The sequence below is a fragment of the Planctomycetaceae bacterium genome, from assembly GCA_021371795.1.
In the GTDB taxonomy this organism is placed as follows: domain Bacteria; phylum Planctomycetota; class Phycisphaerae; order Sedimentisphaerales; family UBA12454; genus UBA12454.
Window position 1 is genome coordinate 82,229 of record JAJFVK010000002.1, and the last position, 16,146, is coordinate 98,374.

Sequence of the window (16,146 nt, forward strand, 5' to 3'; positions counted from 1 at the left end):
TATTTAATTTTAGCCACGAATTATTTTTGTTACTTTTTATTAACCACGAATTAACACGAATTGACACTAATGATTTTTTTGTTTATATTTATTCGTGTTTATTTGTGTTCATTTGTGGTTACCTTATGGTTTTTATTTTCATTAGTGGTTAATTTTTTAAATCTTCAATCTTCATTCTTCAATCTTCAATTTTTCAGCGTCTCCCCATAGCAGTTCCAAATCGTAAAACTGCCTGAACTCTTCGTTGAATACGTGAACAACCACGGTCACAAAATCCAGCAGAACCCATTTGCCCTGGTCGTAACCTGCGCGGCCGAAGATTTTGAAATCGTGCTTCTTGCCATACTCGGTAATATCGTCGGCGACGGTACGAGTCTGACGGTCGCTTGTGCCGGTTGCGATAATGAAATAATCGGTCGCGGGGCTTTTGCCGGTAAGGTCGAGAACAACTACATCCGTACAATTGTTATGCAGAGCGATTTTCGCCGCTTCAATCGCGAATTCCCTTGCGGTTGTTTCAGCTTTCTTTTTCGAAGTCTTCTTTTTTACAGCAACTTTTTTCTTTGCCAAATTTCTTCACCTTCAGATTCGGCCACAGAGTTCTCTTTGTTTTAGCCACAGAGCTTATCCCCACGGGGACTTCCGCTCCGCTCCAGCAGAGACCACAGAGCCTTATTTATAAAAAAAAACGGGGTCGAGAAACATTCCCGACCCCGATAGGATACAGTTTATTGACCTATAAGTCAACCCTACACCTTTTTTACTATTCACTTAAAGGTATGCGAGTAAACTATTTGCCTAAATGCAGAAACTCCGAAATCATAGGTGCGAATTTAACGATAACGCCGGAGAACACAACGCTGACCATACACATCAGTTTGATAAGAATGTTCATACTTGGGCCGGCAGTATCTTTAAACGGGTCGCCGACAGTATCGCCTACAACCGCAGCCTTGTGAGCCGGGGAGCCTTTTCCGCCGTGAGCGCCTTTTTCGATATATTTCTTTGCATTGTCCCATGCGCCGCCTGCGTTGTTGAGCGTAATCGCAAGAACGAATCCGCAGGTAAGGCCGCCTGTCAGCAGACCCATAACGCCAGCTACGCCAAGCAGGAGACCCGTGGCTACCGGTACGATGATAGCCAACAACGATGGAAGAACCATTTCCCTTTGTGCGCCTGCGGTAGAGATGGATACGCATCTGGCGTAATCTGGTTTTCCAGTGCCGTCCATGATACCGACGATTTCCTTAAATTGTCTGCGAACTTCATTAACCATTGCGCCCGCGGCTCTGCCGACAGCTTTAATGGTCATAGCACAGAATACGAACGACATCATAGATCCGATGAACAATCCGCAAATGAGTTTCGGGTTCATAATTGTAAGTTCATAAGCACGAACGAAATCGGTGATTGCCGCTGTTTTTGCTGAAACGGTGCCTTCGACCTGACCGTTTGAGCTGAACAGGTATTGTCCGACCTGATAAACTTTTTCAGGAGCTGCATCGGCAAGACGACCAATCCAGATTCTGATTTCTTCGATGAATGAAGCAAGAAGAGCCATAGCTGTCAGAGCGGCTGAACCGATAGCGAAACCTTTGCCTGTCGCCGCTGTTGTATTGCCCAATGAATCGAGAGCATCTGTTCTTTTTCTTACTTCTTTGTCAAGTCCGCTCATTTCAGCGTTTCCGCCTGCGTTGTCAGCGATTGGGCCATAAGCGTCGGTTGCCAGTGTAATGCCCAGAGTTGAGAGCATACCAACTGCTGCAAAGCCGATACCGTAAAGACCCATTGTCGGGGTTGTGAAGCCGCCTGCGAAGGCGAACGCACAAATGATGCCGATAACGATTGTGATAACAGGAAGACCTGAAGAATACATACCTGTCGCGAAACCATCGATGATGGTTGTGGCCGGGCCCATAACAGCCTGGTCTGCGATGCCTTTTGTAGGCTTATATTCATCTGATGTGTAGTATTCGGTAAACTGGCCGATAATTACGCCGGCGATAAGACCTGATATTACAGAACCGAAAACGCCCCAGGTAATCCATTCGAATTTCACAAGGAAAAGGAGTCCGAAGATGATAAGTACCGAACTTCCCAAAGTTCCAATCAGAAGCGAACGCAGCAGATTTTTCTGTGTCGCGTCTTCTTTGCATCTGACCATAAAGATACCGATAATTGAGAGAATAATGCCAATGCCTGCGACAACCATTGGAGCCAAAACTGATTTAAGAACATCAGCATCGGTTTTCATTGCCATAGCGGCACCCAGAGCCATAGTAGCCAGAATCGAACCGCAATAGCTTTCGTAGAGGTCTGCACCCATACCTGCGACGTCGCCTACGTTATCGCCTACGTTGTCAGCGATTGTAGCCGGGTTTCTTGGATCGTCTTCCGGAATACCGGCTTCAACTTTACCAACGAGGTCAGCGCCAACGTCAGCAGCTTTTGTGAAGATACCGCCGCCGACACGAGCGAACAGAGCCTGTGTCGAAGCACCCATACCGAAAGTAATCATTGTAGTTGTTATTTCAACGAGTTTATGTTCCGCGTGCATTCCAACCGGCACAAGCTGAAGGCCGAGAAAATTCAAACCGGTCGCCATATTCTTTGCGGTATAAACGAATTGGTCAAGAATAATGAACCAAAGAGAAATATCGAAAAGACCGAAACCTACTACGACCAAACCCATAACAGCGCCGCTTCTGAACGCGACCTGAAGACCTCTATTAAGGCTTTCGCTTGCGCCTTGTGCTGTTCTGTTAGATGCGTTCGTCGCGGTCTTCATACCCAGAAAGCCGCAAATACCGCTAAACAAACCGCCGGTTAAAAACGCGACCGGCACAAACGGGTTCTGGATTCCCATTTTCGCCAGTACAGCGAAGATGACCAGAAGAACGACAAAAACCATCGCTACAACTCTGTACTGTCTGAAAAGGTAAGCATAAGCGCCTTCCTTTACATACTGTGCGATTTCAATCATCTTAGCGTTGCCGGGATTTGCGCCCATCATCATCTTGTAGAAGACGTACGCGAAAATCAGAGCCGCTATCGATGACAGCGGGGCGATCCACCATAACGTGGGAATCGACCCAAACGTTGAGGCCAATGAACATCCTGTGGCGCATTCCTGTGCCATCGCCGCTGCTGCCATAAACAATACAGCGACTAATGATCCAGTCCTTGTGAACGAATTTTTCACTTTCAAACTCCTTATAAATATAAAAAACAATAAAGTTTTAATACGCAAAAAAACAATTTTTGAATACGCGAAACCAAATTATAATTCAATTTTGGATACGCGTAACTTAAGAAACATAAATTTTGGATACGCGCGAAATTAGCGAACAGTGTAGTGATAATCAGTTTTTTTGCAAGGAAATAAGCACTAAAAATTTTAAAATCGGTCTATAAAATAGACCATTTAAAAACGTTTACTTGTTAAAGCGTTAAGCCTATGCGTATTATCGACTTACAACTGTACAATTCTGTAGTTTATTTACGTGCGGTAATTAAAACTACAGATTTTTTGGCGTTGTCGATAGCGGAGGCTCTGTTTTTTTCTGAACTATTTGATGTGAGCTTTTGGGCCAGCTGGGGCGTGGAGTTTAAAAAGTTCAGAATAAACGTGCTTTTCAGTGCGTAATTGACGTTTTGAGGTACCGACCCTGTGGCCAAAAGGGCGGATATATCGTTGAGTCTTGCGACAACCATACCTATTACTTCGCCTTGTTGACTGATGAGCGGCCCGCCGGAATTACCCGGCTGGACAGGTACGCTGATTTGGAAATAGTTTGGATTGTCAGCCGAGCCGGAAAGCGAACTGATTGAGCCTTCGGTAAATTTCGGTTCTGTGCCCTGAAGCGAAACCTGCGGATAACCTATCGTAAATACTGCATCGCCGGTGTGCGCTGTAGAATCTGATAATGGTAAAGTTGAAAAATCGTTACCGTCGATTTTCAGCAGGGCGATATCGAGTGATTCATCCGTGCCGACTATTTTGGCTTTATATTGCTGCTTATTGTGAAGTACCTGAATATTTTCAGATTTTCCCACTGCGTGATAAGCTGTCAGGATGTATCCGTCCGATGTGATAAAAAATCCCGTTGCCGTGTATTCTGCTTTTTCCGAAGCGGCGCCAGCGTTTTTCAGGCTTGTTTCTTTTTCGACAAGGTAACCTTTTACTTTTTTTATTTTGTTGATTCTTCTTTGTGCCTCTTCTATTTCAGCGTCGGTCATTTTATCGCGGATTTCATTTTTGAGCAGTCTGGCGTCTTTATCGCCGTTCATAGTGGCAAGCGACATCCATTTTAAACTTTCCACATAATCGATGGCAACGCCCTGGCCGTTCCAGTAGCAGGCTCCGAGAACTAATTGCGCTCTTGCCGAACCCTGCGAAGCGGCCTTTGTGAACCATTTGGCGGCTGTTTTATAATCCTGCGGCACGCCTTCGCCTCTGCAATACATCACACCAAGAAGGTATTGCGAGTCAATATGATTTTGAGCGCCTGCCTTCGAGAACCACCTCACCGCTTCTTTATAATTATGTTTAATTTCGTCGTCTCTGTCTTTGCAGTACAAAAGGCCGAGGCAATATTGTGCCTTGGCGTTATTCTGCTGGGCAGCCTTGATGAGCCATTTTTCCGCCTCTGCGTCATCCTGCTCAACGCCGTGTCCCTTGAAGTACATAACACCAAGCTCAAATTGTGCCTCGTTCATTCCCTGACCGGCAGCCATAGTGAACCATGAAAGAGCCTGATTGTAATCACGGCCTGTTCCGACGCCGTCCTTGTAGAATCTGCCGAGACTGTATTGAGCTTTTGCGCAGCTTTGAATTGCGGATTTAGCGTACCATTCGAACGCGAGATTATAATTTTGTACGACGGATTGGCCGTTTTCGTACATTTGGGCCAGTTCGTATTGGGCTTTTGCGTTTCCCTGCTGGGCTGATTGTGAAAACCATTTTATCGCTTCGTTGTAATCCTGATCGACATTTCGGCCTACGTGATACATTATGCCGAGCGAATATTGGCTGTTCGCGTCGCCTGCCTGCGCCTGGACAAGCAATTCATCAATTGACGGAGAGGAAGCCTTACATACGCTGTATGATGTAAAAATGACAATTAGCAGGAATAAACGTATTCGCATAATCAAAATCTGTAATCAGGTTGGCGTTATTATACAGACTCCAATTGTGCAAAACAAGCAATAACGCTTATAAAACCAGAGTTTTTCTTACGTATGATAATCGGCGTTAATTGTTACATAGCCTTTGCTCAAATCGCAGCCGTAGCAGAAATCGCTGGATTTTCCCGCACCGAGATTTACAACGATAGTATGCTCTTTTTGCGATATGATTTTGGAAACTTTTTTCGGGTCGAATTTGACCGGCTGGCCATTTTTGAATACTGTAACGCCGCCGATTGAGCAGCTTAATTTGTTTGTATTTAATTTAACGCCGCAGCTTCCGACCGCGCAGATGATTCTGCCCCAGTTCGGGTCGCTGCCGTGGATTGCGCATTTGACAAGGTCATAATCCGCAACCGCGCGGGCGGCTTTGATAGCTTCAACTTTTGATGCTGCGCCGTTGATTACGATTGTGAACATTCTCGTTGCGCCCTCGGCGTCGAGTGCCATCTGCTTCGCCAAATCTGTCATAAGCTCATCGAGTGCCGCCGCGAATTTTTTATAATTGCTGTCTGCCTTTGTGATTGCCTTGTTGCCAGCCAATCCTGATGCGAGGATTATCGCTGTGTCGTTTGTGCTCTGATGGCCGTCAACGGTCAGCTTGTTGAGCGAATTGCCGATAGCGTCTTTCAATGCAGTCTGCAAAAGATTTTTCGAGATGTTCGCGTCGGTTGTGATAAAGCACAGCGTAGTCGCCATATTCGGCCCAATCATTCCTGCGCCTTTGGTTGTGCCTGTGATTGCGACTGTCGCGCCGCCGAGTTTCAATTCTTTATACGCCTGTTTGCATTTTGTATCGGTTGTCATTATCGCGTGCGCGAAATCGCTGCCCGCATTTGTACTGCTCGATAGTTTCGCTGCTGCTATGATGATGCCGCTGCTGATTTTTTCCATCGGAAGTTGATGGCCGATAATGCCCGTCGATGCGATGAGAACCTGATTCGCTTTTGCGTCGATTAATTCCGCTGCTGTTTTGCACATCGTCTCTGCGTTGAGCAGACCTTGTTTGCCTGTGCAGGTGTTCGCGTTTCCGGAGTTGACGATGACAGCTTCTGTTACAGCGGATTTAATATGTTGTTTGCAGACGGTAACAGCCGCTGATACGACTTTATTGGTTGTAAAAACTGCCGCCGCTTTTGCGCCGCTCGGGCAGCAAATCATTCCGATATCTTTTTTGCCAGAAACTTTAATTCCGCCGCTTATTCCCGCCGCAAGAAATCCTTTTGGTGCCGTTAATGTTGTGTTTTTCATAATTTATCTTTACCCAATTAACATAGAAATACGATTGACTTATAGAACCCAAGTATTTATCATACATTATAATATTGTAAAATTAAAAAGCGAGGTGTTTTATGAATTGGCGTGATTATGTAATTTCCAATCCGGAGATTTGTCATGGTAATGCCTGCATTAAAGGTACAAGGATACCGGTATCTGTTGTACTGGATAATCTGGCAGCCGGTCTTTCCGCAGAGGAAATTATTCGCAGCTATCCGTCTTTGGGGCGTGAATCGATTTTGGCATCGATTGCTTACGCAGCAGAACTTGCACACGAACGTATTTTACCTATACCGGCCTGAAATTTATGCAATTCAAAATTGATGAAAATCTACCGGCCGAATTGTCAGAACTGATAAAACAGTCCGGATACGATTCCAAAACTGTATTTGAACAGCAGCTTGCGGGCGCTAATGATTCGCGACTTGGGGATGTTTGTCAAAAGGAAAATAGAATATTGGTAACGCTTGATACGGGCTTTGCTGATATAAGGTCATATCCTCCGAAAAACTATCCCGGCATAATTGTCTTGAGATTAAGCCGGAGCGATAAACAGTACATTTTGAAAATATTTGCAGATGTAATGCGTTTATTTACTGCCCAACAAATTGAAAAACGTTTATGGATTATCGAGGAAGGTAAATTAAGAATCAGAGATTAAACTCCGGCGTATAGGTTGTCTTTACAGTGATTTTATGTCCTTGCTTCTTGGGTCGTTTATATCGTCAGGCCCGTTTGTCAAAATGCCGTTCATCGCAATCGCTCTGAATTTTGCTGAAGGGTCGTAGAATGATATTGATGTATCGATTGTATTAACCATCATATCCGGCTGATGAGATTTTAATTCTTTTACAATTTCGCCATCCGGCTGAATAAAACATGAAGAATATGGGGCGATTTCACCGCACGAATTCGCCATACTCGCCCAGAAATAATTCGACGCGACGTTGGCCTGCATTGTTTGCCTGATTATGTGTCGATGAACGCTTTGTTCTTTTTGCCGTGCATTATAAAACGATTGCAATACGCACTGAACTTTCAGTTTATTAAGTTCCCGATAAATTTCCGGAAACCGCAAATCAAAGCAAATCAGCAATGCGCATTTAACGCTGTTAATCGTAAACGTTACAAATCGATTGCCCGGCGTGTAATGCATCAAATCGCTTTCAGTGCCGAACCTTTTATCGTATCGGTTTTCAATTTGTCCCTGCGGATTGATTAGATAAATGCAATTATGCGGCTTGTTCGGCGGCGTAAGTTTATGTGTACTGCCCAGTACGACCCAAAGGTGTAATTTGCCGGCAAGCGACATAATTTTCTTTGTCTCTTCGATAAGCAGCGACCAGTCGTAACCTTCGAAGCTGTCGAAATCCGCGCCTGCGTATCCGCTCAACGCGCATTCTGAAAAATGAACAATGTCAGCTTCGGCCGCTTTTGCGTCCTTGAGAAAATCCTGTATATACTCCGAGTTCCGCCTGATATGCTCGCTTACAGGAAACTGACACGTCGCGATTTTTAATTTTCCGTTTGCCACAGAGTTTTTTACCTTTTTTTATTAGCCACAGAGCTCACAGAGATACTAAATTATAGCCACAGAGAACACAGAGTTCACAGAGATTTATTTGTGTTCATTGTGGTTAATTCAATCTTCATTCTTCAATCTTAAATTCTTTCTGGCTATTTTAACCCGTCTGTTTCATCGAAACCATACATAATATTCATATTTTGCACAGCCTGGCCGGATGCACCTTTAATCAGGTTATCGACATCGCTGAAGATTACAATCTTATCTTTGCAGATTGTCGGATAAATATGACAATAGTTTGTGTTCGCGATATCTTTGAGCATCGGCGGAGCGTTAAGCACCTGCACGAAAGGTTCATTCTTGTAAAATTCTTTATAGAGCTCCGTCAACTTTTCAGCGGTGATTTTTTCTTTCGGCTGGCAATAGATTGTTGACATAATACCGTAATCGAACGGACCGACGTGCGGCTGGAAAAGCACTTCAACGTGTTTGCCCGCAAGTTCGCCTGCGATTTGTTCCATCTCCGGCTGATGACGATGTTTGCCGATTCCGTAAGCGAATAAGTTTTCATTCATATTCGGGAAATGGAAATTTTTCGACGGATTTTTGCCCGCGCCGCTTGCACCGGTAACTGAATTTACTATTACAGTCCCTTCGACAAGTTTGTTTTTCAAAAGCGGAGCAGTGCCGAGAATAAAAGTCGTCGGGAAGCAGCCGGGGTTGGCGATGAGTTTCGCGGTTTTGATTTTCTCGCGATTCAGTTCGCACAATCCGTAAACCGCCTGCTTGAGATTTTCTTTATCTGTATGCGGCTGGTAATATTTTTCGTAAACGCTGACGTCTTTGATTCGATAATCTGCGCTGAAGTCGATAACTTTCAGACCTGCCGTCAAAAGATTCGGAACAAACCCCATCGAAACTTTATGCGGCAGACAGCAAAGCGCGACTTTTGCGCTGCTGATAAGTTTGTTCATATTCAGCGGTTCGATTTCCAGCGAGCAGCGTCCTCTGAATCGCGGGAAGATGTCCGGCACTTTGCCGCATTCTTCCGGCAGAGCGGTCAGATATGTAAGTTTCGCCTGTGAATGGCGCATAAATATTTCGATTGCCTGTGCGCCGGTATATCCGCTGGCGCCGATGATTGCTACGGGTAACATAACTAAGACTCCTTTGTCGTATTATGAGTATTTTTCTGAATTTGATTTTCTATGTCTGACGATTTTAGTTTTCCCGCCAGTGCCAGACTGCACATATCTGCTTTAGGATAAATCAATTCGGCGCCCATTCCGAGAAAATACCAGAAAGGGGCGTAATATAACGCGATTTGTCCGTGTAGATTGTAAGGCAGCTTACTGTAATCCCATATCTTCAGTCCTGCGCCGGTGAAAAGGCATCCCGATATATATTCCACCGTGTAAATGTAGAGCATATAAACAACAGCTCTTGCAGGCAGCGGGAGTTTATGTTTTTTCAGGAAATCGGCTATCGGCATAAGCAGTATGGCCAGCAGGCCGTAATCGATAATCATCCATGGCGAACTGGCTCCGTACATATTTATGTTTCCATTTACAAGGTTTCTGATGGCTATCAAAAAAACTTCAAGAAGCATACCGAGAAGCCCGAAGATAAAAAATCGAAATATAATGCGTTTAGCGTTTATTTTTAAATTTCCCTATAAAAAAAAGGCCGCGTATCTTTTCGCGGCCATTGTAATATTCCATAATATATTTTGCAATTAGCGTTTTGAGAACTGGAATCTCTTTCTTGCGCCAGCCTGGCCGGGTTTCTTTCTTTCGACCATTCTGCCGTCTCTTGTCAGGTAGCCGCCGTCGCGAAGTGCCTGTAAAAGAGAAGGATCGTAGTTCTTCAGAGCCCTTGCGATACCCTGCATAACAGCGCCGCTTTGGCCTGTGATGCCGCCGCCATTGACGTTAACGAAAACGTCAAGGCTCTTTTCAGTCTTTGTTGCTTTTAACGGAGCGACAACGTTGCTGACATCCTGCGGGCGTGTGAAGTAGTTATCGAGTGCTCTGTTATTGATTTTGAACTCACCTTTGCCCGGTCTGATTCTGACTCTGGCAACGGAGGTTTTTCTTCTGCCTGTGCCCCAGGTATAACCGCCTTTTGATGCAGCTTTCTTGGTTGTTTGGCTTTCTGTCGAAAGCTTCAGTCCTGCCAGCGGGGTATTTGTGTTTGTAACGTTATCTGCCATATTATATTTCCATCAATTGGGTTAAAGTTCGATTTTTTCAGGTGCTTGAGCGGTATATTTATGCTCTGTGCCGCGACAAACTTTCAGTTTCTTGACCATTCTGTCGCCCATAGCACTCTTCGGAAGCATTCTCTTGACGGCCAGTTCGATAATCTTCTCTGGATTTTTCGCCATCATTTCCGGGAATGTGAGATATTTATGACCGCCCGGATAAAAAGTATAATAGTCATACAGTTTTGCTTCTTCTTTTTTGCCCGTCAGCTTGATTTTCTCAGCATTGAGCACGATAACATAATCGCCAGTATCAACGTGCGGAGTGTAGGTGGGTTTATGTTTACCCATCAGGATTGTCGCGAGTTTCACGGCCAATCTGCCTAAAATAGCCCCATCGGCGTCAACTAAAAGCCATTTATGCTGTACATTTTCATTTCTTGCTAAAAAACTTTTCATACGGATCCTACATAAAATTCACAAGTTACTACGCAGGTAAAGCGAAGCGGGTACCTAACTAAACCTTGCCGCGCGAAGTAATAATGCCAACTGGCATCATAGACTCTTTCTACAATTTTTGGAAAACGGCAAATTATACCTGCCTATACGGCTATGTCAACCATTATTTTGCAATAAAAAAGAAGTTTTAACACATAACCTGTTAAATAAAAGGAAGTTATAAGCATATAATACGAGTTTCAAAAATTATTCCGCTTGCATCCCTTTGGGGTCGGCAGGGAATTTAGCGAAACCTTGCGATGCGCGGGCAATGGTACCAATTGGCATTATGCTTGTCAATTTCTTATCTGATTGTTACACTGGTACAAGACTAATCTTAAGGAGAATAAGATTATGGCAGATAGTACGGATATATTTTCGGAAGTTGAATGGGGAGAGATAGCAAAAGCCCTCTCTTTGTCAAAACGTGAATCGCAGATTATCAAAGAACTTTTTGCCGACAACTCGGACAAAAGAATTGCATTGGATTTGGAGATAACCATTTCTACCGTCAGAACTCACATAAGCAGATTATTCAGAAAGCTCAATGCCGATTGCAGGATGGATGTAATACTCCACGTCTTTAGATGTTTCCGTGATAACTGCTGCAAACTCAACTGTCCCCGTCAGCGATGATAGCAGAAATACCGACTGTACGTGGTTTTGTTGACAGGTATAATACTCACCCCAAAGATGGGGATATGCGATAAGCGGTTAGAGTAAAAAGAAAATTGGAACAGGAGGCGATATTGTTTCATCGGGCAGTGTTATGGCCAATATCCCCGAACGGGTGAAGCTGATTTTGCTGGTAACAGATTTGCTTGCGATCAGAAGAAAATAATAGGAGAAAGGATAGAAGAAGATGTAAAAACAGGCTGTCTTTTAAGACAGCCTGTTTGCTTTTATGAATTAGACTCAAAACTAAAAACTGATTAACTGCATCCCATCGAGTTGCCGCAGTTGAAGCATTTATAACAGGAGCCGTTGCGGACGGTTATCGAGCCGCAAATATCGCACGCCGGTGCATCGTCCTGAAAATGCTCGAACTGTGCGTTGAACTGCTGCATTGTTGAGCCTTCGGTTTGTGTGCCGTCGCCTTTAACGACGGAACTTACTGTTGCGACCGCTCTGTCGGCCATGTCGGCAATTCTGTTCTTTTCAGTTTTTTCTTTTATTTCAACCACCTTAACCGCCGGCTTTGCCTGAACAGCCTTTACTTCCGCGATTTTTTTGGCAAGGTCTTTTGTTTTTTCTACCAGAACTTTTGCTGTTGTCGTTGTTTTGTTTGTAACCTGAACATTATCCCGATTCGGCGTGTTTTTTTCCGCGTAGCCCGGTATGAACTGACAGCCCATCCAGCAGAAGATATAATCAATCAGGCTCTTTGCGAACGGTATGTTCTTATTTGATGTCATACCTGCCGGCTCGAACCTTGCGTGCCTGAATTTATCGACAAGCGTAACAAGCGGAACGCCGTACTGCAGCGACATCGAAACGCACGTGCCGACGACATCCATCAAACCGCCGACGGTACTGCCTTCCTTGGCCATCGTGATAAACAGTTCACCCGGCTGCCCATCGTCATAAAGACCGACAGTCAAATAGCCTTCGTGTCCTGCGACCGAGAATTTATGCGTAATGCTCTTTCTGGTTTCCGCAAGTCTGCGTCTGTATGGTTTCGGCGGAGCGGTAATGACTTTCGTTTCTTCTTTGGCCTCGCCGTCTTTATGTTCATCGGTTTGCACCGGCTGAAGCATCTTTGAGCCGTCGCGATAAACAGCCACTGCTTTCAGCCCCATTTTCCAGCCTTCCATATATGCCGAGCTGACTTCCTCTGCGGTTGATTCTTTAGGCATATTGATAGTCTTGCTTATCGCGCCGCTGATAAACGGCTGAACAGCGGCCATCATTTTCAGATGTGCCATATAATGGATGCTGCGAACGCCTTTTTGTGCCTTGAAAGCACAATCAAAGACCGGCAAATGTTCCTTATCAAGTTTTTTGCTCGTCTCGATGGTATCGTCTTTATCGATATCGTCGCATATTTGCTTGATATCGTCGGCGCTGTAGCCGAGTCTTTCCAGTGCCATCGGGACGGTTTTATTTACGATTTTTAAAATTCCACCGCCTGCGAGAAGTTTATATTTCACCAGTGCTATGTCCGGCTCGACTCCCGTCGTATCGCAATCCATCATAAATCCGATAGTGCCTGTCGGAGCAAGAACCGTAACTTGTGCGTTTCTGTAACCGAATTTTGTGCCCGCATCAAGTGCCTGGTCCCAGGCGTCTCTCGCTGCGCTTAGCAGATAATCCGGGCAATTAACTTCAGATATATTTTTGCACTGCTGACGATGCATATCGATAACGTTCAGCATATATTGTGCGTTTTCGTGATATTTGTCGAATGTTCCCTTAACGCCGGCAATTTCCGCGCTGGCGATGTATGCGGTACCGGTCAAGATTGCCGTAATAGCAGATGCGATTGTCCTTGCCTGTTCGCTGTCATAAGGAAGGGCAAGACTCATAATCAAACTGCCTAAATTGGCATAACCAAGTCCCAATGCCCTGAAATTATGACTGTTTTCAGTGATTGGAGCGTTTGGGTAACTGCCGTTATCAACAAGAATTTCCTGTGCGATAACGTATAATCTTGCAGCGGTCTTGAACCTTTCGACGTCGAACGAGCCGTCTTCGTTTCTGAACTTAATCAGGTTAAGCGAAGCCAGGTTGCAGGCCGAATCGTCGATGAACATATATTCACTGCACGGATTCGATGCGTGAATTGGACCTGCTGCCGGGCAGGTATGCCATTTGTTGATTGTGGTATGATATTGCAGACCGGGGTCGCCGCAAAGCCTTGTCGCTTCAGAAAGTAAGTCGAATAATTCGCTTGCCTTATATTTTACCGATGGTTTGCCGGTCGTAACTTCGGTGGTCGTCCATTCTTCGTCTTTTTCAACAGCTTCCATAAATTCGTCAGTTACTCGTACCGACAAATTGGAATTCTGGAACATAACGCTGTTGTATGCTTCGTTATTGAATTGGCCGCCATAACCAGCATTGATAAGAGCGCGAGCTTTTTTCTCTTCCTCCATCTTGGCACTGATGAATTCTTTAATGTCAGGATGCGATACCATTAACGACTGCATCTTGGCGGCACGTCTTGTTTTTCCGCCGGACTTTACAACAGCTGCGATTTGGTCATAAACACGCATAAAGCTAAGCGGGCCTGATGGCTTTCCGCCGCCGGCGAGTTTTTCCTTACTGCTGCGGAGAGTTGAAAGGTCTGTGCCGGTGCCCGAGCCGTGCTTGAAGAGCATTGCTTCGCTGGCCGCCAGACTCATAATATCTTCCATTGTGTCTTTTACAGACTGGATGAAACAGGCCGATGCCTGCGGATATTCATAACTGCTCTTGCATGGAACAGCTTTATTTAACTTGTTATCCCAATGATAGTTATGTTCGCTGCCCTCGATACCGTAAATATCTTTAAGCCCGACATTGAACCATACCGGCGAGTTGAACGAGCCGTATTGATTAACGCACAGCCATGTAAGTTCGTTGTAGAAGTTTTCGGTATCGGTTTGGGTTGCGAAGTAGCCGTCTTTTTGGCCGCGGTCAGCGATTGTTCGGCAGACTCTGTGAACGAGCTGTTTTACTGAATTTTCACGATGTCCGGTCTCGATATCGCCGTAGAAGTACTTGCTGACAACGACTTTTGTCGCAAGTTGGCTCCAGGTAGCGGGAACTTCGACGTTATTTTGTTCAAAAATGACCTCGCCGCCGTCGCCGGTGATTTTTGCCTGTCTGGTTTCCCATTCAAGCTGGTCAAAAGGATGGATTCCAGGTGTAGAGAACTGCTGATTTACTTTCAGTCCTCTTAATCTCGCATTAGGTGTATTCTTCCAATTATTCATACCGCTTTTATCATTTCCGTTCAAAAAACCATTCGAATTGCCGGCCATAGTCAGTTGCCTCCCTGCAAAACACGCTTCCGTGCGGTTTATATATGTTTATCAAACAATACACTACATATTGTGATATTTAGGGTTTTAAAACAATATATAGGTGTTAGTCACGTCCCTCCTATACTACGCCTATGAATATTTTTTTCAATCTAAAAAACGGAAAAAAATATTAACGTTTTGTTAGTCCTTGTGGATTATGAACCTGCGCCAAAAAAAATTTCTAAAGAATTTTTAAAGAGTATAAATTTCCTAAAACAGTTATTCGTTAGATTACGATTTTTTCATACGTAAATTATTATCGGACGTTGGGTTAGTGCGATAGAGTAGCGGTGATGAAGTTTTTAAGGGATAATTGATTTAAAAAAGATATAATGATATAGTTTGTTAGTTGATTATTACGGAGAATGAAAAAGTTATCTGTGTCATGATTTATGAAAACTTATGAAAAAGTAAGATTTTTCTTGAACTTTCCTATGTATATATGCGATACTATGTATAGGAAGCCCGCCAAGCCTCTGTCTTCGGACAAGCTAAATCTGGTGGGCGTTTCTTTTTAGGGGGATAGATGAGGTACACAAAACCACCTCTTTCATTCGAGCAACAGGCGGAACTTCTTATATCCCGCGGTCTTGAAGCTGATAAAAATGACCTTGTGTCAAAACTCCGTGTTGTAAATTATTATCGTCTTAGCGGATATTGGTACCCATTTCGTGAGCAGGGGAGTGAAAATTTCAAACCGCACACAACACTTGAAAAAATCTGGCGAAGGTATGCTTTTGATCGACAGCTTCGATTGCTGACTATGGATGCTGTCGAACGTGTGGAAATTGCAGTCAAGACAAGCATAATCTACTATCACAGTCATAACTGGGGAGCATTCGGGTACACTGCCAATATGTATTTACCAAATCTCGATGAAAAACGATATGCGGTTTTTATGGAGAAGATTAATGAGACAACTTCGCACAGCAAAGAGGGATTTGTCGAGCATTTCAAAACAATTTACGGCGATACACATTCCCTTTTGCCATTGTGGATGGCTGCGGAGATTATGACATTTGGAATGATGCTGACAATGTTCAGAGGTATTGAAATGAAATTACAGCAGGCGATTGCTCGTGATTTTAATATTTCTGACAAAGTTTTTCTTTCGTGGCTTGTGGCGATAAACACAATACGAAATGTTTGCGCTCATCACGGAAGATTAAGAGACAGGGTATTGGATTATACGCCGATGATACCGCGAACAAATAAATATCCGGAATGGCACAATCCTGTTAACATTCCACAAGACCGAATATTCGGTATCCTGACTATATTAAAATATATGATGAATATCATTGCTCCCCAAAGCGGTTGGAGTGAGCGATTCAAAAGTTTGCTGGATCAATATCAGGAAATACCAATAACATCTATGGGGATGCCGACAAACTGGCTGGATTGTCCTATATGGGCATTAAATGCGTCATTGCATTGAAGTAATATTT

Annotated in this window: 14 protein-coding genes; 4 read left to right on the plus strand and 10 right to left on the minus strand. The window is 44.3% G+C overall.

From position 1 onward, the window contains the following. Window positions 1-171 precede the first annotated feature (171 nt). The 4 genes from rsfS to argJ form a co-directional block, all read right to left on the minus strand. The gene (rsfS, locus tag LLF92_00795; GenBank protein ID MCE5339649.1) at window positions 172-570 is read right to left on the minus strand and encodes a ribosome silencing factor; all 399 of its coding nucleotides are present in this window, start codon (window positions 568-570) and stop codon (window positions 172-174) included. 220 nt (window positions 571-790) lie between these two features. After that, window positions 791-3,202 (minus strand): sodium-translocating pyrophosphatase, encoded by a 2,412-nt coding sequence (locus LLF92_00800; protein MCE5339650.1) that lies wholly within the window; start codon window positions 3,200-3,202, stop codon window positions 791-793. A 293-nt stretch (window positions 3,203-3,495) separates the two neighbouring features. Further along, on the minus strand, window positions 3,496-5,148 hold the full coding sequence (locus LLF92_00805) for a tetratricopeptide repeat-containing serine protease family protein (GenBank protein MCE5339651.1): 1,653 nt from the start codon (window positions 5,146-5,148) through the stop codon (window positions 3,496-3,498). Window positions 5,149-5,235: 87 nt separating this feature from the next. After that, window positions 5,236-6,438 carry a bifunctional glutamate N-acetyltransferase/amino-acid acetyltransferase ArgJ gene (gene argJ, locus LLF92_00810; GenBank protein ID MCE5339652.1) on the minus strand — a complete coding sequence of 401 codons (1,203 nt, stop codon included), beginning with the start codon at window positions 6,436-6,438 and terminating at the stop codon, window positions 5,236-5,238. 101 nt (window positions 6,439-6,539) lie between these two features. On the opposite strand from argJ, the gene LLF92_00815 reads away from it, so the two are divergent. Then, on the plus strand, window positions 6,540-6,767 hold the full coding sequence (locus tag LLF92_00815) for a DUF433 domain-containing protein (protein MCE5339653.1): 228 nt from the start codon (window positions 6,540-6,542) through the stop codon (window positions 6,765-6,767). Between the two features lie 5 nt (window positions 6,768-6,772). Then, the gene (locus LLF92_00820) at window positions 6,773-7,126 is read left to right on the plus strand and encodes a DUF5615 family PIN-like protein (protein MCE5339654.1); all 354 of its coding nucleotides are present in this window, start codon (window positions 6,773-6,775) and stop codon (window positions 7,124-7,126) included. Between the two features lie 21 nt (window positions 7,127-7,147). On the opposite strand, the gene LLF92_00825 is transcribed toward LLF92_00820, so the two are convergent. The 5 genes from LLF92_00825 to rplM form a co-directional block, all read right to left on the minus strand. After that, the gene (locus LLF92_00825; GenBank protein MCE5339655.1) at window positions 7,148-7,999 is read right to left on the minus strand and encodes a carbon-nitrogen hydrolase family protein; all 852 of its coding nucleotides are present in this window, start codon (window positions 7,997-7,999) and stop codon (window positions 7,148-7,150) included. A gap of 143 nt (window positions 8,000-8,142) precedes the next feature. Continuing rightward, window positions 8,143-9,147: an N-acetyl-gamma-glutamyl-phosphate reductase gene (gene argC, locus LLF92_00830; protein ID MCE5339656.1), complete on the minus strand. Its 1,005-nt coding sequence runs from the start codon at window positions 9,145-9,147 to the stop codon at window positions 8,143-8,145. A 2-nt stretch (window positions 9,148-9,149) separates the two neighbouring features. Beyond that, window positions 9,150-9,632 carry a putative ABC transporter permease gene (locus LLF92_00835; protein MCE5339657.1) on the minus strand — a complete coding sequence of 161 codons (483 nt, stop codon included), beginning with the start codon at window positions 9,630-9,632 and terminating at the stop codon, window positions 9,150-9,152. Window positions 9,633-9,725: 93 nt separating this feature from the next. After that, on the minus strand, window positions 9,726-10,202 hold the full coding sequence (gene rpsI, locus LLF92_00840) for a 30S ribosomal protein S9 (protein ID MCE5339658.1): 477 nt from the start codon (window positions 10,200-10,202) through the stop codon (window positions 9,726-9,728). A 21-nt stretch (window positions 10,203-10,223) separates the two neighbouring features. Beyond that, window positions 10,224-10,652: a 50S ribosomal protein L13 gene (rplM, locus tag LLF92_00845; protein MCE5339659.1), complete on the minus strand. Its 429-nt coding sequence runs from the start codon at window positions 10,650-10,652 to the stop codon at window positions 10,224-10,226. A gap of 393 nt (window positions 10,653-11,045) precedes the next feature. Between rplM and LLF92_00850 the strand changes: the two genes are divergently transcribed. After that, on the plus strand, window positions 11,046-11,327 hold the full coding sequence (locus tag LLF92_00850; GenBank protein ID MCE5339660.1) for a LuxR C-terminal-related transcriptional regulator: 282 nt from the start codon (window positions 11,046-11,048) through the stop codon (window positions 11,325-11,327). A gap of 296 nt (window positions 11,328-11,623) precedes the next feature. Here the strand turns inward: LLF92_00850 and LLF92_00855 are convergent, their stop codons facing one another. Next, window positions 11,624-14,656 carry a vitamin B12-dependent ribonucleotide reductase gene (locus tag LLF92_00855; GenBank protein ID MCE5339661.1) on the minus strand — a complete coding sequence of 1,011 codons (3,033 nt, stop codon included), beginning with the start codon at window positions 14,654-14,656 and terminating at the stop codon, window positions 11,624-11,626. Window positions 14,657-15,224: 568 nt separating this feature from the next. On the opposite strand from LLF92_00855, the gene LLF92_00860 reads away from it, so the two are divergent. Next, window positions 15,225-16,136, plus strand: a complete 912-nt coding sequence (locus tag LLF92_00860; protein MCE5339662.1) for an Abi family protein — start codon at window positions 15,225-15,227, stop codon at window positions 16,134-16,136. The last annotated feature ends 10 nt before the right edge of the window (window positions 16,137-16,146 follow it).